General features: G+C 64.5%; 19 protein-coding genes. 5 read left to right on the top strand and 14 right to left on the bottom strand.

Annotated features, from left to right (window positions below):
• Positions 1-41: 41 nt before the first annotated feature.
• The 5 genes from CAG18_RS14770 to CAG18_RS14750 are packed head-to-tail and all read right to left on the bottom strand — an operon-like array spanning position 42 to position 4329.
• Positions 42-338 (bottom strand): DUF3144 domain-containing protein, encoded by a 297-nt coding sequence (locus tag CAG18_RS14770; RefSeq protein WP_015269483.1) that lies wholly within the window; start codon positions 336-338, stop codon positions 42-44.
• A gap of 57 nt (positions 339-395) precedes the next feature.
• Positions 396-2006, bottom strand: a complete 1611-nt coding sequence (locus CAG18_RS14765) for an MFS transporter (RefSeq protein ID WP_256573359.1) — start codon at positions 2004-2006, stop codon at positions 396-398.
• On the bottom strand, positions 2003-3076 hold the full coding sequence (locus CAG18_RS14760; RefSeq protein WP_039614514.1) for an HlyD family secretion protein: 1074 nt from the start codon (positions 3074-3076) through the stop codon (positions 2003-2005). Before CAG18_RS14760 ends, CAG18_RS14765 begins: the two co-directional genes overlap by 4 nt.
• A 57-nt stretch (positions 3077-3133) precedes the next feature.
• Positions 3134-3547 (bottom strand): cupin domain-containing protein, encoded by a 414-nt coding sequence (locus CAG18_RS14755; protein ID WP_003260184.1) that lies wholly within the window; start codon positions 3545-3547, stop codon positions 3134-3136.
• Positions 3548-3585: 38 nt separating this feature from the next.
• Positions 3586-4329 carry an SDR family oxidoreductase gene (locus tag CAG18_RS14750; RefSeq protein WP_085721106.1) on the bottom strand — a complete coding sequence of 248 codons (744 nt, stop codon included), beginning with the start codon at positions 4327-4329 and terminating at the stop codon, positions 3586-3588.
• A gap of 244 nt (positions 4330-4573) precedes the next feature.
• Here CAG18_RS14750 and CAG18_RS14745 point away from each other — a divergent pair, with 244 nt between their 5' ends.
• The gene (locus tag CAG18_RS14745) at positions 4574-6139 is read left to right on the top strand and encodes a winged helix-turn-helix domain-containing tetratricopeptide repeat protein (protein ID WP_085721105.1); all 1566 of its coding nucleotides are present in this window, start codon (positions 4574-4576) and stop codon (positions 6137-6139) included.
• A gap of 162 nt (positions 6140-6301) precedes the next feature.
• Positions 6302-7162, top strand: a complete 861-nt coding sequence (locus CAG18_RS14740) for a CAP domain-containing protein (RefSeq protein ID WP_085721104.1) — start codon at positions 6302-6304, stop codon at positions 7160-7162.
• A gap of 95 nt (positions 7163-7257) precedes the next feature.
• Here the strand turns inward: CAG18_RS14740 and CAG18_RS14735 are convergent, their stop codons facing one another.
• Genes CAG18_RS14735 through CAG18_RS14715 form a run of 5 tightly spaced genes read right to left on the bottom strand, consistent with a single transcriptional unit; the run spans position 7258 to position 13095 of the window.
• Positions 7258-8442, bottom strand: a complete 1185-nt coding sequence (locus CAG18_RS14735) for an acetyl-CoA C-acyltransferase (protein ID WP_023663031.1) — start codon at positions 8440-8442, stop codon at positions 7258-7260.
• Positions 8439-8891, bottom strand: a complete 453-nt coding sequence (locus CAG18_RS14730) for a thioesterase family protein (RefSeq protein WP_003260181.1) — start codon at positions 8889-8891, stop codon at positions 8439-8441. Before CAG18_RS14730 ends, CAG18_RS14735 begins: the two co-directional genes overlap by 4 nt.
• Positions 8891-10054, bottom strand: coding sequence for an iron-containing alcohol dehydrogenase (locus tag CAG18_RS14725; RefSeq protein ID WP_054573337.1), 1164 nt, complete (start codon positions 10052-10054; stop codon positions 8891-8893). Before CAG18_RS14725 ends, CAG18_RS14730 begins: the two co-directional genes overlap by 1 nt.
• A gap of 30 nt (positions 10055-10084) precedes the next feature.
• Positions 10085-11860 carry an acyl-CoA dehydrogenase C-terminal domain-containing protein gene (locus CAG18_RS14720; protein WP_085721103.1) on the bottom strand — a complete coding sequence of 592 codons (1776 nt, stop codon included), beginning with the start codon at positions 11858-11860 and terminating at the stop codon, positions 10085-10087.
• Positions 11857-13095, bottom strand: coding sequence for a 3-hydroxyacyl-CoA dehydrogenase (locus CAG18_RS14715; protein WP_085721102.1), 1239 nt, complete (start codon positions 13093-13095; stop codon positions 11857-11859). Before CAG18_RS14715 ends, CAG18_RS14720 begins: the two co-directional genes overlap by 4 nt.
• 83 nt (positions 13096-13178) lie before the next feature.
• Here CAG18_RS14715 and CAG18_RS14710 point away from each other — a divergent pair, with 83 nt between their 5' ends.
• Entirely contained in the window at positions 13179-14102 is a 924-nt protein-coding gene (locus CAG18_RS14710; protein ID WP_054573340.1) for a LysR family transcriptional regulator, read from the top strand.
• Between the two features lie 101 nt (positions 14103-14203).
• Positions 14204-16165, top strand: coding sequence for an alkyl/aryl-sulfatase (locus CAG18_RS14705; protein ID WP_023663035.1), 1962 nt, complete (start codon positions 14204-14206; stop codon positions 16163-16165).
• 82 nt (positions 16166-16247) lie between these two features.
• On the opposite strand, the gene CAG18_RS14700 is transcribed toward CAG18_RS14705, so the two are convergent.
• From CAG18_RS14700 to CAG18_RS14685, 4 genes are read right to left on the bottom strand one after another with little or no spacing between them, the layout of a single operon-like run.
• Positions 16248-16541 (bottom strand): DUF202 domain-containing protein, encoded by a 294-nt coding sequence (locus CAG18_RS14700; RefSeq protein WP_085721101.1) that lies wholly within the window; start codon positions 16539-16541, stop codon positions 16248-16250.
• Entirely contained in the window at positions 16534-16920 is a 387-nt protein-coding gene (locus CAG18_RS14695) for a YidH family protein (RefSeq protein WP_015269474.1), read from the bottom strand. The genes CAG18_RS14700 and CAG18_RS14695 overlap by 8 nt, the downstream gene beginning before the upstream one ends.
• Positions 16920-18230 (bottom strand): DUF1329 domain-containing protein, encoded by a 1311-nt coding sequence (locus tag CAG18_RS14690; RefSeq protein WP_081014001.1) that lies wholly within the window; start codon positions 18228-18230, stop codon positions 16920-16922. Before CAG18_RS14690 ends, CAG18_RS14695 begins: the two co-directional genes overlap by 1 nt.
• 22 nt (positions 18231-18252) lie before the next feature.
• Positions 18253-20106, bottom strand: a complete 1854-nt coding sequence (locus CAG18_RS14685; RefSeq protein WP_085721100.1) for a DUF1302 domain-containing protein — start codon at positions 20104-20106, stop codon at positions 18253-18255.
• Between the two features lie 215 nt (positions 20107-20321).
• Between CAG18_RS14685 and CAG18_RS14680 the strand changes: the two genes are divergently transcribed.
• Positions 20322-21266 (top strand): LysR family transcriptional regulator, encoded by a 945-nt coding sequence (locus CAG18_RS14680; protein WP_023663061.1) that lies wholly within the window; start codon positions 20322-20324, stop codon positions 21264-21266.
• Positions 21267-21274 lie beyond the last annotated feature (8 nt).

Genomic DNA, 21274 nt, shown 5'->3' with positions numbered 1-21274 from the left:
ACAATTACCCGCTAAATCGATGAGCCATCTATTCCCATGGCTCAGTCGCCTTTGCCCAGCACATACCGGTCGAAATGCTCGATGTGCTCGTCCAGGTTGTCCTCGAGCATCATCCGGTACTGCTCGCAGAAATACTTCAACAGCTCCTCCCGCGCGGCAGCCAGTTCCGCACTGGTCTTGAAACTGCGGGCGCTCATCCAGGCATTGAAGCGCGAGGCGCCGAAGGTCAGTGAGGCGCTGACCTTGCCCAGGTCTTCGATTTTCTCGATCTGCTGGTTCGCCAGTTCGATATGCGCATCCGCGCGGTCATAAAAAGCCTGATCGGTAGCTTGTGTCATTGCGGTTTACCTTGCTGCTGCATTCAAATTAGGCACAGCGCCGTTTTACAGCGAAAGCTAACGATGTGAAACCGGCAATTCACCTTCATGAGATTGCCCGGCGTCCTGTTTCCCGGCCATGCGCGCCAACAGCATTTTGATGCACACTAGCAGCGGCGCTGCCACGGCAAACAGCAACGCCACAGCGATGAACGCCGTGTCGAAGGCGATCACCGCCCCTTGCCCCGTCACTGCCTGCGACATCAGGCTCATGGCCACTCGTCCAGCAGCCGGCGGGTCAAAACCCTCAAGCCGCAACATCGACGTCACCGAATCAAGCCGTTCATTTACCGCCGTCGCGCCTGTGCTCACATGCGCACCAAGCGCCTGGGCATTGAGCACGCCATGCTGGTCGAGCAGCGTCTGCAACCCTGCCACCCCCAAAAGCCCACCCACCTGCCGCCCGGTATTGAAAAGGCCGATACCACTGGCCAGGCTGTGCCGGCCCAGCCTGCCAAAGGCAATCAGAGTCAGCGACAGAAACAGCAACCCCAGCCCGGCACCGCGCAGCATGACCGCGGCCATCATGTCGTGCATGCCACTCTCGCGGGTCGAGCCCGAAAGCATCCACATCGCCGCCATGATTGCCAGGATGCCAAACGGCACAGTGGCAAAAGTCGCGATACCACGCACCTGGATCAGGTACGCCACCCCCAGCAGCACGGCGATGAACACCACGCCACTGGGTAGAAGCAACAGGCCGGCGTCGGTGGCGGTGAAACCCAGCATGGACAAGGCAAAAGCCGGTATCACAAAGGCGCTGCCGAACAATGCCGCGCCAGCAACGAAGCTGACAATGAAGGCGAAGGTGAAATCACTCGACCGGAACAGACTGAAGTCCAGCAACCCCTGCCCATTACCCGTCAGTTGCTGGCCAAGCAACAGCAACAACGCCGCGCCACCGACCACGCCGGCCCAGCACATGTGTGCTGCCTCGAACCAATCCCAGCGGCTGCCCTGGGTCAGGAGGTAGGTCAGGCACAGCAACGCGGTGGCCGCCAGTACCCAGCCCGGCCAATCGAAGCGGCGCCGGCCTGGCAGGCCATAGGCAGGCAGCTCGACCAGCAGCAACAGGCCGGTCGCCGCCAAGGTCAGCGGCGCAACGCTGAGAAATATCCAGGTCCAATCCTGGCTATCGATCAACCACCCCTGCATCGACGGCGTGAGTGCCGCTGGCGCGACCACCGCGCCAATGGCGAACAAGCCTTGCAAGACCGGCTGCTGCCGCCGCGGGCAGGCAAGAAAGATCAGTGTCTGCCCCGCCACCAGCAATACACCGCCTGCCAGGCCTTGGCAGGCGCGCAAAGCCACCAGTAGCTCGATGCTCACCAATTGCGCCGCACCGACACAGGCCAACCCCATGGCCAGGGTCGCTCCGATGATCACCGCGCGCGGTGGCAGCCTGCCCAGCAGCCAGGGCGCGAACAGGAACCCTGCCAATTTGCAGGCGGTGTAAGCAACGTCCAGCCAGGCGAATTCATCCGGCGTGGCATGGGTATCGCCCATGATGTCGTTGCGCCCTATCGCCAGCACGCTGCTGGCGATGGCGTCGGTGAGCGCAGCCAGTACGATGCCAGCAACCAGCAGCCACCCTTTAAGCCACCTGACGCCCACCTTCCGGGTGCTCACGAGCCACCTCCGACCTCGATCCGCACTCGCGCCGACAGCCCCGGCACGATGCGCCCGGGCAACGGGTTGTGGGCCAGGCGAATCTTCACCGGCACCCGCTGCACCACACGCACGAAATTGCCCGTTGCGTTGTCCGGCGGCAACAGGCTGAACGCCGCGCCGCTGCCAGGTGCGAAGCTGTCTACCACGCCTTCGAGGCTGTCCTGCGGGTAGCCATCCAGGGTGACCCGTGCCCGCTGCCCAGGCTGGATTTGCTCCAGTTGGGTTTCCTTGAAGTTGGCCACGATCCATACCCCGTCGACCGTGACCAGATCGAGCAAGGCAGCACCCGGCATAACGAATCGTCCGACCCGTACCTGGCGATTACCAATCACTCCGGCAACCGGCGCCCGCACCACGGTATGTTCAAGCTCGATCAGCGCCAGGTCGCGCGCGGCCCTGGCCTGGGCGATAGCCGCCACGGCCGCCTCGCGCTGGGCATCCAGCACGGCGATACGCTGACGCTGAGCATCGAGTGTCGCCGCCGCAGCCTTCAGCGCGGCCTCGGCGCTGCTTCGGGCGGCGTCGGTCTGATCGACCAAGGCCTGGCTGATTGCACTGTACTGAATCAGCTTGCGGCTGCGCTCGTGGGTTTTGCTGGCCAGCTGCCGCTCGGCCTGGGCCGACTGGCGCTGCGCCTCGGCCTGGCGGACCTGCGCCTGCTGCAGGCGTGTCTGAGCGTCGACATCGCCAAGACGCGCCTCGGCAGCCTTCAGGTTGGCCTGCGCCTGGGCCAGGTGCGCACGGTAGTCGCGGTCATCGATACGGAACAACACGTCACCGGCTCTGACCTGCTGATTGTCCCCGACCTCCACCGCCGTCACGTAACCCGACACCTTGGCCGCCAGCGACGTTACATCTCCACGCACATAGGCGTTGTCGGTAAAGGCGGCGTCAGCAGAGCGCAACGTCAGCCAGCCCACAGCCAGCAACAGTATCGCTGCCACGCACAGCACGACGCCCACTATCTTCATCCGTGCAGGCTGCGGCATCACCGCCGCGCGGGCCTGCTCAGGTTCATGTGTGTTCATGATGCGTTGTCCTGTATTCGGCCCTGGTGGCATGGCACTGCCAACAGGGCCGAAGGCCTACTTCTCGCTCGGCGTGACCAGTACCGTCTCATTGCTGTCGAGCACGAACACGGCCATCAGCTTGGCCGGCTTGCTGTCGCTGGCGTTGGCACTGACGCCATGGAAAGCGCCCGGTGCCTCGTACCAGTTTTCGCCAGGTTTGTAGACCTTGGCTGGCTCGCCATTGACGCTGCTGCGCACTTCGCCTTCCAGCACCGTGGCATAGATGAATGCGGATTTCGGATGCCGATGCGCGGGCGACGCGGCCCCGGGGGCGTAGTCGACGATCACTCCGCGCATGCTTTTGCCTGGCACGTTGGGCAGTGGTCTGTCGAAGACCACGGTGACTTTGCTGACTGGCCGCTCGGCGGCGATTACCGGGGTTATGGCCAGCACGGTGAACGCGGCGGCCAGGAGGGGGCGGCTGAACATGGTGGTGCTCCTTCGGTTCGGGATAGGGGTTGAATCGCTCACTGGCGAGCCAGCCAGTCTTCGAAGCGGATCTTGCCAAGCCGCGCGCCGCTGCCGGGAGTCAGCGACTTGTCATCGAGCTCGGCACCGAAATAGCGGGCGTGCACATCCGGCACCACCTTGCGTGTATCGCCACGCAGGCGCAGGAAGCGGCGCACCAGTTCATCCAGTGGCGCGGCCTCTGGCCCGGCGACCTCCAGCGTGCCGAGCACGGGTGGCGCCAACGCCACATCGATCAGCGCCGCGACCACGTCATCCGCGGCCAAAGGCTGGAACAGCGCCGGCGACAGGCGAATCTCCTCTCCCACCGTCCCTGCCTGGGCAATGCCTTCGACGAACTCGAAGAACTGCGTGGCGCGCAGAATGGTGTACGGCAGCGCGGACTGCCTGATCAGCGCCTCCTGGGCGACCTTGGCCCGGAAGTAGCCATTTTCCGGCAATCGCTCGCTGCCCACGATAGACAACGCGACATGATGCTTGACCCCTGCAGCTTTCTCGGCTGCCAGCAGGTTGCGGGTGGACGTCTCGAAGAAATCGAGCACTGCCTGGTCCTCCCAGGAGGGGGCATTCGCCACATCCACAACCACATCCGCACCGTTCATCGCCTCTGCCAATCCCTCGCGGGTGATGCTGTTCACCCCCGTGCTCGGCGCTGCCGCAACGGCATCGTGGCCGCGCTCGCGCAGGCCATCGACAAGCTTCGAACCAATGAGGCCAGTGCCTCCGATCACCACGATTTTCATTGGGGCTGTCTCCACGTTCACGACTGCAACCATTGCCGTCGTGGTGGTTCAAGCATGCGCCGCCGCCCTGTGCAGAGTCCTTGCGCACCGGCTGGATTTGCCTCCAGGCTTGCTTGAATTTCCGTCCAAACTGTTCAATCCACGCCCTGGCATGTGCAGCCAGCTTTGCGCTGCCGTATCATCGGCCCATACCACTGAACAGTCGCCTCGGACACGAAGCCTAGGGCGTGCGAGGGGATGTCACGTGCCATTCGAGTTTGACGACTATGTGCTCGACGAACAGCGCAGGGAGCTGACCCTGTGCGGGAAGGCCGTGGCCATCGGCCCGCAGGTGTTCGACCTGCTCTTGCAACTGGTCAGTCACCGCGACCAGGTGCTGGGGCGTGACGAGTTGTTGGCGCGCGTGTGGAACGGCAAGATCGTCTCGGAATCGACCATCACCAGCCATATCAATGCCGTGCGCAAAGCCATCGGCGATTCCGGTGAAGAGCAGCGCCTGGTACGCACGATCGCGCGCAAGGGCTACCGCTTCGTCGGCCTGGTCCGCGAGCCTTCCAGCAGCGCGGCACAGGCCCCATCCGAACCTGTTCCCGTCGCCTGTGGGCCCGCCCTGCCCGATAAACCGTCGATCACCGTGCTGCCCTTCCAGAACCTCAGTGGTGACCCTGAACAGGACTATTTCGCCGACGGGATGGTCGAGGACATCATCGCCGCCCTGTCCCGCATTCGCTGGCTGTTCGTCATCGCCCGCAACTCGAGCTTCACCTTCAAAGGCCAGCGCATCGATGTGCAGCAGGTTGGCCAGGCACTGGGCGTGCGCTATGTGCTCGAAGGCAGCGTGCGCAAGGCTGGCAAGCGGCTACGCATCACCGGCCAGCTGATCGACGCCACCAGCGGCGAGCATCTGTGGGCCGAGCGTTTCGAGGGGCGGCTAGACGACCTGTTCGAGTTGCAGGACCAGGTGACCGAAAGCGTGGTGGGCGCCATCGCCCCGCAGCTGGAACGGGCGGAGATCGAACGGGCCAAGCGCAAGCCCACCGGCAACCTGTGCGCCTACGATTACTACCTGCGCGGCACGGCCAAGCTGCATAACGGTACCCGCGACGCCATCGCCCAGGCTCTACCGCTGTACTACCAAGCCATCGAACTGGACCCTGAGTTCGCTTCGGCCTATGGCATGGCGGCGTGGTGCTACTTCTGGCGCAAGCTCAATGGCTGGATGGATGATCGCGCCCAGGAAATCACCGAAGGTGCCCGGCTTGCGCGCCTGGCAGTGGAACTGGGGCGTGACGATGCCGTGGCGTTGACCCGCGGCGGCCATGCCCTGGGGCATCTGACGGGTGACCTGGACGGCGCGATAGCGCTGCTTGACCGGGCACGCCTGCTCAACTCCAACCTGGCGCCGGCCTGGTACCTGGGCGGGATACTCAGGGCGTTACGCGGCGAGACACAGACCGCCATCGACAATCTCAAGCACGCCACACGGCTGAGCCCACTGGACCCGGAGATGTTTCGCATGCAGGTGGGCATGGCGTTGGCGCATTTCTTTGCCGGGCGGCTGGATGAGGCTGTGGAGTGGGCGGAAAAGTCGCTGGGGAATCTGCCCAGCCTGCTGGCAGCGGTGGCCCTGCTAGCGGCCAGCCATGCACTGAGTGGGCGGATGGACAGCGCGCACCGGGCGATGGAGCGCTTGCGGGCACAAGACCCAGGGTTAAGGGTGTCGACCTTGCGCCAGTGGCTGCCGATTTACCGCGATGAGGATCTGGCCCGATTTGCCGAAGGGTTGAGGTTGGCGGGGTTACCGGCTTGATCGGGGATGCATGAAACCCTGGCCTGGATTGCCTTCGTTTGAGTACCGAAGCTCCAGCTACAAATTTGTACCCGCCACCAGTGAACCTGGATTGAGGCGCACAGTCTTAGCCGAGCCCTAAATTCGGCCTTGCCGCCGCCATTCACCAGAGCCATTCACCCCATGCGCCACGCAGTCCGTCGCTCCCCCTTTGTCTCGCTCTGCCTCATTCCTTTTTTCCACCTGTTCGCCAACCCCGCCCATGCCAGCGGGGAAAGGCAACTGGTCGCAGCCATCAACGACTATCGCACCCAGCCACAACGCTGCGAGCGGCGCATTATCCGGGGCTCGACGCCGCTGGTGCTGAAGCCGAAACTGGCGTTGCCGGTCGGCTACGGCGGGGCATTGCGGGAAGGATTGAAGGCTGCGGGGTATCAGGCGGTGAAGGTGCGGGCCATCCGTCTGGTCGGCGCACAAGATGCCGAGGAGGCCTTCGACATGCTGCGCAGCGACTACTGCACGGCCCTGCTCGATAGCCAATATGCCGATATCGGCGTCAGTCGCTCACGCAACGAGTGGCGGGTGCTGCTGGCTCGGCCCCTGCTCGATGCCCAGCTTAGCGATGGGCGATCGGCAAGCAAAGCGTTGCTGGCACAGGTGAACGCTGCACGGGCGAAACCACGCCTGTGTGGTCGCAAGCGCTTTGCCGCTGCACGCCCGCTAGCCTGGAACACCGCCCTGGGAACGGCGGCGCAGCGACACAGCCGGGCGATGGCCAACGATAATTTCTTCGCGCACCGTGACCTCGACGGTGATCTGCCCGCGGATCGGGCATGGGATGCCGGCTACCGTGGGCGGCAGATCGGCGAGAACATTGCCGCAGGCCAAGGGTCACCGAGCAAGGCGATGGCAGGCTGGCTGGCCAGCCCCGGGCATTGCGCGAACCTGATGAACCCGATGTTTACCCAGGTGGGTGCGGCCTTTGCCGAAAACTCGCGTAGCGATAACGGCGTGTACTGGACGATGCTGTTCGGCGCGCCTTGACTGACTCAGGCTGCAGCCCCCGAACGAGCCGCCGTTCTGACTTGCAGGCCACCCCGCGGCCAGCCGCAGACGCCGGGGCTGGCCTGACGGATGCCCTACAGCACTTCGAACAGCCCTGCCGCGCCCATCCCGCCGCCAACACACATGGTCACCACCACGTACTTCACCCCGCGCCGCCTGCCCTCCAGAAGCGCATGCCCGACCATCCGTGCACCGCTCATGCCGTAGGGGTGGCCGATGGCAATGGCACCGCCATTGACGTTCAGCTTCGCAGGGTCTATCTGCAAACGCTGGGCACAGTACAGTACCTGGCAGGCGAACGCTTCGTTCAGCTCCCACAGACCGATGTCGTCCACGTTCAGGCCGTGCTGGTGCAGCAACCTGGGCACCGCCAGCACCGGGCCGATACCCATTTCCTCAGGAGCCAGTCCGGCCACGGCGATACCACGATACAGCCCCAGCGGCGCCTTGCCCGACCTTGCGGCCAGTGCGCCTTCCATCAGCACGCAGGCACTGGCGCCATCAGACAGCTGGCTGGCATTGCCGGCCGTCACGCAGCCGCCTTCGACAACTGGCTTCAGCCCTTGCAGGTCTGCCAGGGTGGTCGCCGGCCGGTTTCCTTCGTCCTGGCTGAGGCAGACTTCCTCATGGCTCACCGCACCGGACAGCTTGTCGACAACCTTCCTGCGTGCCGAGACGGGCACGATTTCATCGGCAAACAACCCCGCCGCCTGCGCCGCTGCAGTGCGTTGCTGCGACTGCAAGGCGTAGGCGTCCTGCGCTTCCCGGCTGATGCCATAGCGGCGGGCGACAAACTCGGCGGTTTGCAGCATCGGCATGTAGGCGTGTTCGCTCATTCGCAGCACGGCAGGGTCATAGGCCTCGCTGGCCAGCTGGTTGTGCACCTGCTGGACCAGGCTGATCTGCTCCTGGCCGGCGCCGATGGTCACCTGCATACCATCGACAATGATCTGCTTGGCCGCTGTAGCGATGGCCATCAGGCCCGACGCACACTGGCGGTCGAGGGTCTGCCCGCTGACCGATTGCGGCAAGCCGGCAGCCAGCGCCGACAGTCGGCCAGGGTTGATCGCGGCGGTACCACTCTGCATGGCGGTACCCAGCACCAGATCCTCCACCTGCGCCGGCTCGATACCAGCCCGCTCGACGGCTGCCCGAATGGCGACGGCAGTCATGCTGGGGGTTTTCAGGTCGTTGAAGGCGCCACGCATGGCTTTGCCGATGGGTGTGCGGGCAGTGGCTACGATCACGGCGTCTTTCATGGTCGAAATTCCTCGGGGAGTAAAGGCTGCAGTTCGCTCAACACCTGCCGCAAGCGGGCAGGCACCGGGACCGGGCGTCGGCCCTGCCGGTCGACGAATACATGGACGAAGCGTCCGGTGGCGCAAGCCAGGGATTGGCCTTGGATGAATACGGCCAACTGGTACTGCACCGAGGTGTTGCCCAGCCGGCTTACCGCCAAGCCCACCTCGATGCCCTGCGGAAACGCTACAGGCGACTGGTAGTCGCAGGCCGAACTGACCACCAGCGCAATCACCGCGCCATGGTGGATATCCAGTCCGCCCTGCTCGATCAGCAGGCGGTTCACGGCGCTGTCGAAAAAGCCGTAATAGACCACGTTGTTCACGTGCCCGTAGGCGTCATTGTCATGCCAGCGGGTGGCGATTGGCGTGTAGTGCCGGTAGTAGTCACGTTGCCGATGCACGCTCATCAGTAGGCAGCCTCGTAGATGGCCAGTGCATCGGCCTGGGTGACTTCACGCGGGTTGTTGACCAGCAGGCGCTGCTGTTGCATGGCATCTTCTGCCAGTTGCGGCAGGCGATGGCGCGGAACATCGGCATCACGCAGCCGCCCAGGCAAACCGCAGCGGGCGCCCAGCGCGGCCAGTTCCTCGACGAACTGATCAGCCTGCCGGTGCAGGTCGCCAGGCTGCAACCGTGCGCCCAACAGGGGCACCGCCAGCTGGGCATAGTCCGTCACCGTCACGGGCAGGTTGAAACGCAGCACATGCGGCAACACCAATGCATTGGACAGGCCATGGGGAATGTGGAAGTGCCCACCCAACGGGTAAGCCAGCGCGTGCACCGCCGCCACCGGGGCATTGGCAAACGCCTGGCCGGCCAGGCAGGCGCCCAGCAGCATGGCCTGACGCGCATCCAGATTGCCGCCATTGTGCACGGCCTGATCCAGGTTTTCCGCCAGCAGCCGCAGCGCCTCGCGCGCCAGCAGGCTCGACAGCGGGTTGCGCTTGAGACGGCTGGTATAGGCTTCGATGGCATGCACCATGGCATCGATACCGGTCGCGGCGGTTACCGCCGGGGGCAGGCCGAGCGTGCAGACGGCATCGAGTACCGCAAGGTCCGGCAGCAGCAGCGGCGATACGATGCCCATCTTGCTGGTGGCGCCGGTGGTGACGATGGCGATCGGCGTCACCTCCGAACCGGTGCCGGCCGTGGTCGGCACCTGGATCAACGGCAGGCGTCGGCCCTTGGCCTTGTCCATGCCATAGAGTTCGGCAAGCGGCTGGTTGCAGTCGCGGTGGGCCAGCAGCGCGACCAGCTTGGCAACATCCATCGAACTGCCGCCGCCAAAGCCCACCACCAGGTCGGCACCGATATGCCGGGCCCGCTGGGTGGCTGCCAGTACACAAGCTTCGCTGGGGTCGGCGGTAACCTCGCTGAAGATCGCCACGCCGACCTTGGCCGTCGTGAATCCCGGTAGCAGATCATCGAGCATGCCCAGGCGGGCGATACCGGGGTCACTGACGATCAGCACGCGCCGTGCGCCGCGCTCGCGGCACAGAGTGGCAAGGCGCTGCACCGCGCCTGCTTCGCAGAGGATCTGCCCGGTAGTGGCAAAGCTGAAAGGCTGCATCTGGCTCTCCTTGTCGTCGTTGGCCCTGCGTCAGAAGGCGAAGTCACTCGCTGGCAGTGCCATGAGGCAATCTGCACCGCCCAGCAGGGCTTCGCGGTGCGCGGTGGCGCGGGGCAGGACGCGTCGCCAGTAGAACTGCGCCGCGTGCAGCTTGGCCCGGTAGAAATCCGTTTCGGCACTGCCGCCAGCCAGCGCCGTCTCGGCGCGCACGGCCGCCTGCAGCCAAAACGCTGCGAGCAGCACATAAGCCGAGTAGGCCAGGAAGTCCACCGAGACCGCGCCCATTTCCTGGGGGTCACGCTGGCAAGCCTCGACTACATGGCCTGCCAGCACACGCCATTCCTCCAGGCGCTGCCCGACCGCTGTCGCCATGGCATGCAGACCACCACCGACACCAGCCGCCTCGACATGCAGGGCCAGTTCATCGACCAGCAAGTTCAGCTCGGCCCCGCCGTCGCCCAGCAGCTTGCGGCGCACCAGGTCGAGAGCCTGGATGCCGTTGGTGCCTTCATAGAGCTGGGTGATGCGGCTGTCGCGCATCAACTGCTCCATGCCCCACTCGCGGATATAGCCGTGTCCGCCATATAGCTGCACGCCAAGGCTGGCGACCTCCTGCCCGACATCGGTGAAAAACGCCTTGACGATCGGGATCAGCAGTGCCGCCCGCCGGGTTGCGCCCTTGCGTGCCTGATCGCCAGGCGCTGCGTGCTCCAGGTCGAGCTGCCGGGCGGTATAGATGGCCAGCATTCGGCAGCCCTCGGTAAGGGTTTTCTGGGTCAGCAGCATGCGTCGCACATCCGGGTGGACGATGATCGGATCGGCCGACCTGTCCGCCGCCGCCGGGCCGGTCAGCGCGCGCGATTGCAAGCGCTCGCGTGCATAGGCCAGCCCCCCCTGGAAGGCCGCTTCGGCAATGCCCAGCCCTTGCAGGCCGACTTGGAAACGGGCGTCGTTCATCATGGTAAACATGCACGCCAGGCCTTGGTTGGCCTCGCCTACCAGCCATCCCTGGGCACCGTCGAAATTCATCACGCAAGTCGAGGCGCCCTTGATGCCCATCTTGTGCTCCAGCGCGCCACAGCCCAACGCGTTGCGTTCGCCGCCCGGCAGCAGCTTGGGCACCAGGAACAGGCTGATGCCCCGCACCCCGGCCGGCGCATCGGGCAGGCGTGCAAGTACCAGATGAACGATATTGTCGGTCAGGTCCTGTTCGCCGCCACTGATGAAGATCTTGCTGCCTGTGATGCGATAGGAACCGTCGACCTGCGGCTGGGCGCGGGTGCGCAGCAAGGCCAGGTCGGTGCCGGCCTGCGGCTCGGTGAGGCACATGGTGCCGGCCCACTCGCCACTGACCATGCGCGCCAGATAGGACTGCTGCAACGCCGGGCTGCCATGGCGATGCAAAGCCAGCACGGCACCTTCGGTGAGGCCGGAGTAGATGCGGAACGACAACGACGCGGCCATCAGCATTTCGTGGAAGCTGGCCGAGGCCATTTGCGGCAGGCCCTGCCCGCCGTAAGCCTGCGGCCCGGTCATGCTGGCCCAGCCATGGGCCACGTATTGCCGGTAGGCGTCGCGGAAACCATCGGGCGTGATGACCTCCCCATCAGCCAACTGGCAGCCCTGCTCGTCACTGTTGCGGTTGAGCGGAGCGACTACCTCGCCGGTAAAGCGCGCGGCCTCTTCCAGTATGCCGTCGAGTGTGTCGCGGTCCAGTTCGATACCCAGCTGCTGACAATGGGCAGCAACGTCGAACAGCTCGTGCAGCACGAAGCGCATGTCGCGCAAGGGAGCCTGGTAGTTCATGCCTGAACCTCCGCCTGCTGCTCGAAACGCTTGCCGTTGGCCACCAGCGTGCAGAGCAGAGCGGCCGGGCGCCAGTGCTCGCCCAGTACGCTTTGCAGGTATTCCAGCCGAGCCAGGACGAATGCTGCACCCTGGTCATCGGCCCAGCGCATCGGGCCACCTGTGGCCGCAGGGAAGCCATAGCCGTTGAGCCACACCCGGTCGATGTCGGCGCTGCTGGCAGCGATGCCTTCCTGCAGAATCTTCGCGCCCTCGTTGACCAGCGCCAGCAGGCAGCGCTCGACGATTTCCTCGGCGCTGATGCCCCGGCGTCGGTAACCCAGGTCGTTGGAAATCTTGAGCACCAGGGCGTCGACCTCGGGGTCATGCTCGGCCTGGCGGCTGCCAGGTGCATAACGGTAATAGCCCTTCCCTGTCTTCTGACCCAGCCGGCCCAGATCACACAGCGCATTATCCACTTGCACCAGCGGATCGTGCATGCCCTGCCTGGCCAGCTGGCGGGCACGCCATTCCAGGTCGATACCGACCACGTCGTACATGCGGAACGGGCCCATGGCAAAACCGAACTGTTGCAGCACCGCATCCACCTGGTGCGGCAGCGCGCCTTCGAGCAGCAACTTGCGCGCTTCGGCCACATAACTGCGCAGCATGCGGTTGCCGATGAAACCGGGGCAGTTGCCGGCCACTACCGCCACCTTGCCCAGGCGCTCGCCCAGCGCCAGGGCGGTATGGAGCACCGCCTGGTCGGTGTGCGCGCCGCGCACTATCTCGAGCAGCTTCATGACATGCGCGGGGCTGAAGAAATGCAGGCCCAGTACGTGCGACGGTCGCCGGGTCACCGCCGCGATCGCGTCGATGTCCAGCGCCGAGGTATTGCTGGCCAGGATCGCCTCCGGTTTGAGGTGCTGGTCCAGGGCCCGGAAGATTTCCTGTTTGAGTTCAAGGCTTTCATACACTGCCTCGATCACCAGATCGGCCTGGGCCAGCGCGGCGTAGCCATCCACCGCCTGCACTCGCGCCAGGCAGGCTTCAGCCTCGGCCTGGGTGACGCGCTGCTTCTCCACCTGCTGGGTCCAGGCCTGGCTGACCATGCTCAGGCCAGCGTCCAGGGCTGATGCGTTGCTGTCGAGCCACAGCACCGACAGCCCGGCACTGGCGAGGCTGATGACAATGCCGCGGCCCATGGTACCTGCGCCTATCACGGCCACCTGGTTGATCGGAAAGGGGGTATTCACGCGCAACGCTCCTGCTTGTTGTAGGTATGAGGACAGGCATCACCCTAAGCAGGCCGCAGGTATTTTTGAAATTTCAATTTCGTATGCCATATATTCTGCCCATGAATATTTCCAACTTCGATCTGAACCTGCTGCGGGTCTTCGACATGTTGCTGCGCGAGCAGAACGTCTCACGGGCGGCTGAACGCCTGGCCCTGACCCAGCCCACTGTCAGCAACGCCCTGGCGCGGTTGCGCGACCAGCTGGGCGACCCGCTGCTGGTTCGTGTGGGCCGGCGCATGCGCCCTACGCCACGGGCGTTGGCGCTGGAAGGGCCGATTCGAGCGGCGCTGCAACAAATCGAGCAGACCCTGGCCACTGGCGATGCCTTCGAGCCACGGCGCAGCCACCGTCAACTGCGCATCGCCCTCACCGACTTCGTCGAACAGTTGTGCATGCCACCGCTGCTGGCACGCCTGCAGGTACTGGCCCCGCACTTGCGCATCGATGTGGTGCACCTGGCTCCAAACCTGCCGGCCGAAGCGCTGGACCGCGGCGACCTCGACCTGGTGCTGGGGCGCTTCGATGAGGTGCCGGCACGTTTCAGCCGCCGCCCCTGGAGGCGTGAAACCCTGCAAGTCGCGCTGCGCCAGAAGCATCCGCAACTGGCGCCGGACCAGGCACTGGATCTTCAGGCGTTTCTTGGTTTGCGGCACATCTGGGTACACGGTGGCCAGACCCGCGGCATGGTCGACCAATGGCTGGCCGAACAAGGCCTGACCCGGAAAATTGCCTACACCACCCCCAACTACCTTCAAGCAGCGCATCTGGCCGCCGCCACCGAGATGTGCGTGGTGCTGCCGCGGCAACTTGCGCAGCAGTTCGCCAAGTTGCTGCCCTTGGCGGTGCACGAACTGCCCTTCGCCCTGGAGCCGTTCGAGCTGGAACTGGTGCACCTGACCCATCGTCGGCACGACCCCGCCCTGGCCTGGCTGGTGGAGCAGATCATGGAGCTTCCGCCTGCCTGAGCCCATCAGCAAATGCGATGGCAACCATGCCGCTCTGGTATTGGCTGGTGCCCGAACCCGTCCCCTACAGTGGTCCGCCACCATAACAACAAGGACACACCATGCGCTTCCCACTGTCGATGCTGGCGCTCGCCCTGCTGGCGCCCCTCCCGAGCCTGGCCACTACGGCGGCAAAGGATGCCACCCCGGCCACCCAGGCCAGCAACCAGCAATGGCTGCAACGCCTGCCGTTCGATGACCACGGGGATTTCGAAGCGGCCCGGCGCGGGCTGCTTGAACGCTTCGACGGGCCGGTCGCGACCGCCGATGGCAAGACTGTGTGGGACCTGGGCCAGTATCGTTTTCTCGACCCGACGCAGGCCCCGGCCACGGTAAACCCGAGCCTGTGGCGCATCGCCCAGCTGAACACCATCGCCGGCCTGTTCAAGGTCACCGAAGGCATCTACCAGGTCCGCGGTCTGGACCTGGCCAACATGACCATCGTTGAAGGCCAGGACGGGCTGATCGTGCTCGATCCGCTGCTGGCCGTCGAAACCGCCAGGGCCGGCCTTGAACTGTATTTTCGGCACCGCCCGCGCAAGCCGGTGACCACGCTGATCTACACCCACCCGCACATCGACCATTTCGGTGGCGCGCGCGGGGTGATCGACGAGGCGGACGTAAAGGCCGGCAAGGTCCAGGTCATTGCACCCGAAGGCTTCTTCGAGCATGCCATCGGCGAAAACGTGCTGGCCGGCCCGGCCATGAAGCGCCGCGCCCAGTACATGTACGGTGCCCCCCTGCCCCGCGGGCCACGCGGCCAGGTGGATGCCGGGCTGGGCAAAGGGGTGCCGGCCAACGCCACCGTCAGCCTGATAGCGCCGACGCTGGAAATCAGCCAGCCGCTGCAACGCATGACCCTCAGCGGCGTGGAGGTAGAGTTCCAGTTGACCCCTGGCACCGAAGCGCCAGCGGAGATGAACATCTACTTCCCTGGGCTCAAGGCTCTGTGCATGGCCGAGAACGCCACCCACGTGCAGCACAATGTGCTGACCCTGCGCGGTGCGCTGGTACGCGACCCGAAAGTCTGGGCGCACTACCTGGACCAATCGCTGTTGCGTTACGGCGACCAGGCCGAGGTAGTGTTCGCCCAGCATCACTGGCCGACCTGGGGCGGGCCGGCAATCCGCGAGTACCTGGCCGACCAGCGCGACATGTATGCCTTCATCGATAGCCAGACCTTGCGCCTGATCAACCAGGGCCAGACACCAATGGAAATCGCCCAGAGCCTGGCCAACCTCCCGCCGCGCCTGGCAAGCAAGTGGTACAGCCGCGACTACTATGGCTCGCTAAGCCATAACGTACGTGCGGTCTACCAACGCTACATGGGCTTTTACGATGGCAACCCGGCCAACCTCGACCCACTGCCGCCGCAAGCTGCCGGCAAGCGCTACGTGGCGGCAATGGGTGGCGCCGATCAGGTGCTGGCCCAGGCACGCCAAGCCTTTGCCGAAGGTGACTACCGCTGGGTCGCGCAGTTGGTGAACCATCTGGTATTCGCCGAACCGGGCAATACCGCAGCGCGCGAACTGCAGGCCGATGCGCTGGAACAGCTGGGTTACCAGAGCGAGAACGCTACCTGGCGCAACGCCTACCTCAGCGGCGCCCAGGAGCTGCGCGGCGGAATAGCCGCCGCCACCGGCAGTGGCGGCAATGCCGACGACATGGTGCGGGCACTGACCCCAAGCCTGTTCTTCGATTACCTTGGGGTACGGGTGGATGCCTTCAAGGCGGCGGAGAGCGACCTGAGCATCAACTGGCGCTTCACCGACCTGGGTGAAGACTACGCCCTGACCCTGCGCAACGGCGTGCTCACCCATCGCGACCTGGCTCGTCACGCCCAGGCCGATGTGCAGGTGAGCATGAGCAAACAGACATTGGACCGCATTGCCCTGAAGCAGACCGGGTTCCTCAAGGAGGCCACGCTGGGCGAGATCTCCATCGAAGGTGAGCGGGTGAAGTTCCTGCGTTTCATGGGCGGCCTGGAGAACGCCGATTCCCGTTTCAACATCGTGACCCCTTGAGCGCCGGCATCTTCGCCGGCAAGCCCGCTCTCACAGGTACCGCAATGGCGTCTGGATTCACATCGTACCTGTGGGAGGGGTTTCAGCCCCCGTTCGCCAACCGGTACAACCCTGCCAGCGCCATCAGGCACACTGCGATGCCCAGTGCCACTACCGGCAGAATCGCAGGCTGACCGCGCTCGACCCGCAACATCGCCAGGCCCTCGCTGTAGCGCCGCCCCTGGCGGGTCAACAGCGTCAGCGTTGCGAAGCCGACTACTGCCGCCAGCGCCAGGTCGCCCTGGCGCAAAGCCAACCCCGCGACCGCCACCAGCGCCAACCAGGTACGCCGCCAAGCCAGTTCGGTACGTTCGGCCTGCAAGCCCGGATCAGGCATGCCAGCGCGGCCACAACACGACAGCGGCCATCAACGCCGCGATCAGGCAACCCAGTGCCAACAGCGGCACCAGCGCCGGCAGCGGCAATGGCCGGCGCTGTCGCAAGGCACGCTCCACCCGCAGCCAACGCAGGCAGGCGCCGGCGCTCAGCAACATGCTCAGCAACATCAGGCTGCCGACAAGCCAGAGCCGAAGCGGCGCCTGCAGGGCCTGGCCGGCAAAGGTCTCGATGGCAATGCCACCTCCCAGCAACGCCAGCGCGGTACGGATCCAGGCCAGGAACGTGCGCTCGTTGGCCAAGGTGAAGCGAGGGTCGGGCGCCTCGCCCTGCCCCAGCAGACGCCGAGCCCAGTCCGGCCGTGGTTCAAACGCGTCCATCAGCGCACGCCAAAGCTGCGCAGGGCGCCGGGAGAAAAATACGAAAGGCTGGTGCGAACATTGAAGTCGAACGGGCGACGTTGCTCGTTGATCAGCCCCGAAGCATGGTAGCGGCCACTCTTGAGGTCATAGGTGACCTCCATTGCGTTGACCGCCACCTCGCCGCCTGGGTGGTAGAAGCTGTGGGCCTGTGATGTACGCCACAGATGGCCGCCAGCATCGTAGCTGTCGGTTTCGAGAATGGCCCAGGTGTCTTCGTCCACATAGAAGCGTCGCTTGGCATAGATGTGCTGTGCGCCGGGCTTCAGCGTCGCCTCCACCACCCACACCCGGTGCAGCTCGTAGCGTGTAGGCGCCGGATTGACATGACCAGGCCTGATCAGCTCGGCATAGCGCAGCTCGGGCGATGCCAGGCGGTAGCTGTTGTACGGCACGTGCAGGGCCTGCTTGCCCAGCAGCTTCCACTGGTAACGGTCGGGGGCGCCATTGAACATGTCGCGGCTGTCGGCAGTACGCAGGCCTGCGGTGCCTGGCCCCGTGGTGTCGTAGGCGATGTTCGGCGCGCGCCGCACACGCCGCTGACTGGCACTGTAGACCCAGGACAAGCGGGGCTCGGCTACCTGGTCAAGGGTTTCGTGAACCACCATGGCATCACCGGCAAGCCGTGATGGTGCCGTCATGCGGTAGGTGAAGTAATACAACACATTGCTTGCACCCAGCCCACCCAGGCCTTCCGGGCGGGCTACATCCTGGCGCGCGCTCATCAGCACGAAGCGGCCGTTCTTGAACGGTGTGACGCTGTCGGACATCTGAATGTAACTGGCATTGCGGTGCCGGGTCAGATGGTTCCAGATCACTTCCAGCCCGTTGTCCGGCCGGGGAAACGCAATCACTCCATTGAACCCGCGCAGGCCGTTGCCCTGGTCATCAAGCTGCGCCTGCGCTGCATTGCGGGCGGCCGAGGCGGCGACGCCGGCAGGCACCGCGACACTGCGATGGGTGGGGTAGACCGGCAGCTCGAAGGTGTGCGGGAAGCGCTTGAGCAAGGCTACCTGGCCGTCGGAAAGCTGGCCCTGGTAACGCCGATAGTTGGCCGCCGTGATCCGGTACAGCGGCTGCTCGGCGGCATACGGATCCAGCGGCGTGCCGTTGTCACCCAGGCGCTGCTGGGCGACGCTCAACCCGCCTTGCCAGGCCGGGATACGGCCGTCCGGGCTGGCCGCGCGTTCGGCGCCCACAGGGGTGAGGTTGTCTGGCAGGCCTGTCGCAGCCAGCGCGCCGCTGGCCCAGAACAGGCCGATCATCACCATTCGCATATTCATCATCATGCCCTCAGAAGGTGACGCCCAGGCTCAGCGAGACAAAGTCCCGGTCACCACGGGTGCCATAGTCGCCATCGATAAAGTCGGTGTACGACAGGCTCAGGCTGTAGGTACTGGCAAGCGTCGCATCCAGCCCGACGCTCATGGCCTTGGAGCCTTCGCTGAAAGCCGAGCCTTCCACCGGGCCTGTACCGTGCACATCGTGCGACCAGGACAGGTTCGGCCGCAGGTCGAAGCCGGCGATCACGTTGGGGTAGGTCAAGGTCGCGCGTAACCGGTAGCCCCAGGAGAACGGGGTCATGAAGCCTTGGTCGTTACAGTGCTCTGGCGTCTTGGAAATCGCCCGGCAGACGCTGTTGTCCGCCAGCTCGCCACTGTTGAAGGTACCCGAGCGGCCGTAACGCGGACCTGCGCCGCCCTCCAGCCCGCCGACGTAGGTGGCCCCGGCCTCGCCCACCAGTAGCATCTGGTTGGCCCCCAGCACCTGACTGAAGGCATGTACGGCGGTCACCTGAAGCTGGGTCACCTCCTTGCGCCGGTAGCCGTCGAACAGGGTGCTGGCGCTTTCTGGCCGCAGCCCGTCGCCCAGCAAAGGCGAACGCCCCTCGAAGTTGAGCAGCGACTGGATGATGTCGGTTCCGTTGAGTTGCATGGGCATATTCGGCCGGTAACTCAGCTCACCCTGCAGGGCCGTACCGCTGCGCAGGGTGGTGGCGAACGACAACCCGTACATGCGGATGTCCTCGGGGTACTGCACACGGTACTGGGAGGTACCCAGGCGCAAAGCGCCGACCAGCGACTGACCGGCAGCGGAACCGAGGAACCCGGCGCAGCCGGCCGGGCCGATGCCCAGGTTAACGCACAGCTGCGGGGCGAAGCGGTTGTTGTCGAAATAAGGGCTGCTGACCGTCCCCAGGTAAGGCGTGCGGCTGTGATAGTTGGCTGCGTAGGCACCGAACTCGGTGTCCAGCGCCGCCACGTACCAGCGCAACGAAACACCCCACTGCCCGCCGTCGCGGGCATCCTGGTCACTGCCCCGGGGTATGCGCACGCCTTCGCTGGTCAGGTTCACGCCAAACGGTGCAAGGCCGGCGACGGCAGCCGGGTTGCCAAGCAACCTGGCCCCCACATCCAAGCCATCGCAACCATCGGGCAGGAAGTCGTTGTTGGAGAAGAACGTGCCGCAGTTGTCGAGCTGGGTCTGGTCCCAGTCCAATTGGTAGAAGCCATCGACCGACAACGCCTCGGTCAGGTTCTGCGTGAAATAGAACAGGTTCACCGGCACCAGCGCATCCTTCACCTCGGAACCTGGGCGGCGCAGCGCCGCCAGGTTGAAGGGATTGATGACGTTCAGCCCGCCCTGGATGAAGGTGCTCTCGCCCCAGTTCACTACCTGCTTGCCCAGCCTTGCCGAGCCTGGCTGGCCATCGATGTCGTAGAGGTAGTAGCCAAAGGCGTCGAGCAGCTGGGTACCTGCGGTCTTGGCCGAGCGCTTGCGGTTGTTGTCCTTGACCTGCTTGAAGCGCTGGTCATGGTCGCGCAGCGCCGTGTCGTACCAGTAAGTGCCACGCAGGAACACACCCAGGTTGGCATGTTTGAGCTCCAGATCATGGGTACCTTTGAACACTGCCGAAAATACATCCCCCGAGGCAAAGTTCAGGCGGCCGTCATCACTGTTTGCACTATTGTGCAAAGCCGGGTCCGGGTTGGCAGTGGAAATGCTGGTGCCAAACGAAAACGCTGAATCAAACTGTCCTTCAAACTCTCCCAGATTAAATTGAACAGCCAGGGCAGGCACAGAAAAAAGTGCAGACGACGCAAGCAGCGACAACGGTCCCGAAAGACCAGAAGCACGAAATGCCATCACTCTTAACCTCTTATTGTGTTTATTCGAGAGTGAGTTGCGAGTTAGCGCCGAAACACGGCGCAAAGGCTTGTGTAAAAAGGGGTTGGATAAATGAGTGAAAGTTTCTGTTATCCTCGAGCCGGTGTTCCCCGATACTAAGTAGGCCACTAGAGCTGAACAAATAACGTCTCTCGATAGTTGCCATACCACTTCGGCATAGCCTGAGAATTGCCATGACTTTGAAACAGCTGCGTTACCTGATTGCCATTGTCGAAGCCGGCAGCTTCTCCAACGCCGCGCGCCACGCGTTCATTGCCCAGCCAGCATTGAGCCGTCAGATAGGACTGCTGGAAAGCGAGCTGGAAATGCAGTTGCTGGCGCGCCAGCATGACGGCATCGAGCTGACCGATGCAGGGCGCCAGCTGTACGAGGTGGCACGCTCGGTGATACAGAAGCTTGATTCGGTGAAGGACGAACTCAAGTCCAGCCGCGGCAACCCCAAGGGCCACGTGGCCATCTCGATTCCGGCCACGGCTTCGGCGCTGTTGTTGCCAGCCATCATCACCCAGGCGCAGGCGCGCTTTCCTGGTATCAAGCTCACCGTATGGGACGGCCTTAGCCGCGAAGGCGGCCAGGCGATCGAGCTGGGCAAGGTGGATTTCGGTGTGGTGCCCAATGCCGAGGAGCTGGCGCACATTGTCGCCGAGCCCGTGTTCTCCGAAGACCTGTACTGGGTCGGCCTGCCTGCGCATGGTCCGGACGATTCACCGATCACCCTGGCCGAGGCCGCGTCGAGCCGGCTGGTAATGCCGCCGCGCAGCCTGCACCTGCGCAGGCGCATCGAGCAGGCGGCCATGGAAACCGGCGTGGCCCTGGATTCAAGCTATGAACAGCAGTCTGCACCCGGCATAGCCAGCCTGGTACGCGCCGGCCTGGCGGCGACCATCAGCAACTGGCCGCCATTGCTGGACCTGGCCGCCCCGGCCAGCGCGCGACTGATCGTGGAGCCGCGCATCACTCGTACGATTGCCCTGGCCCATTCGCAACACAAGCCATTGTCGTTCGCCGCCGCCTGCATGCGCGACCTGGTGCGCGGGCTGCTCGTGGATGCGGTGCGCAGCGAGCGCTGGAAAGGCACCCTGATCGAGCGTGCCCCCCTCCCCCAGCAGAGCCTCTGACGCAGCGC

This window comes from Pseudomonas sp. B22(2017), assembly GCF_002113105.1.
Classification (GTDB): Bacteria; Pseudomonadota; Gammaproteobacteria; order Pseudomonadales; family Pseudomonadaceae; genus Aquipseudomonas; species Aquipseudomonas asiatica.
The sequence above is the reverse complement of the archived record's forward strand: the minus strand, read 5'-3'. Positions and strand labels throughout refer to the sequence as shown.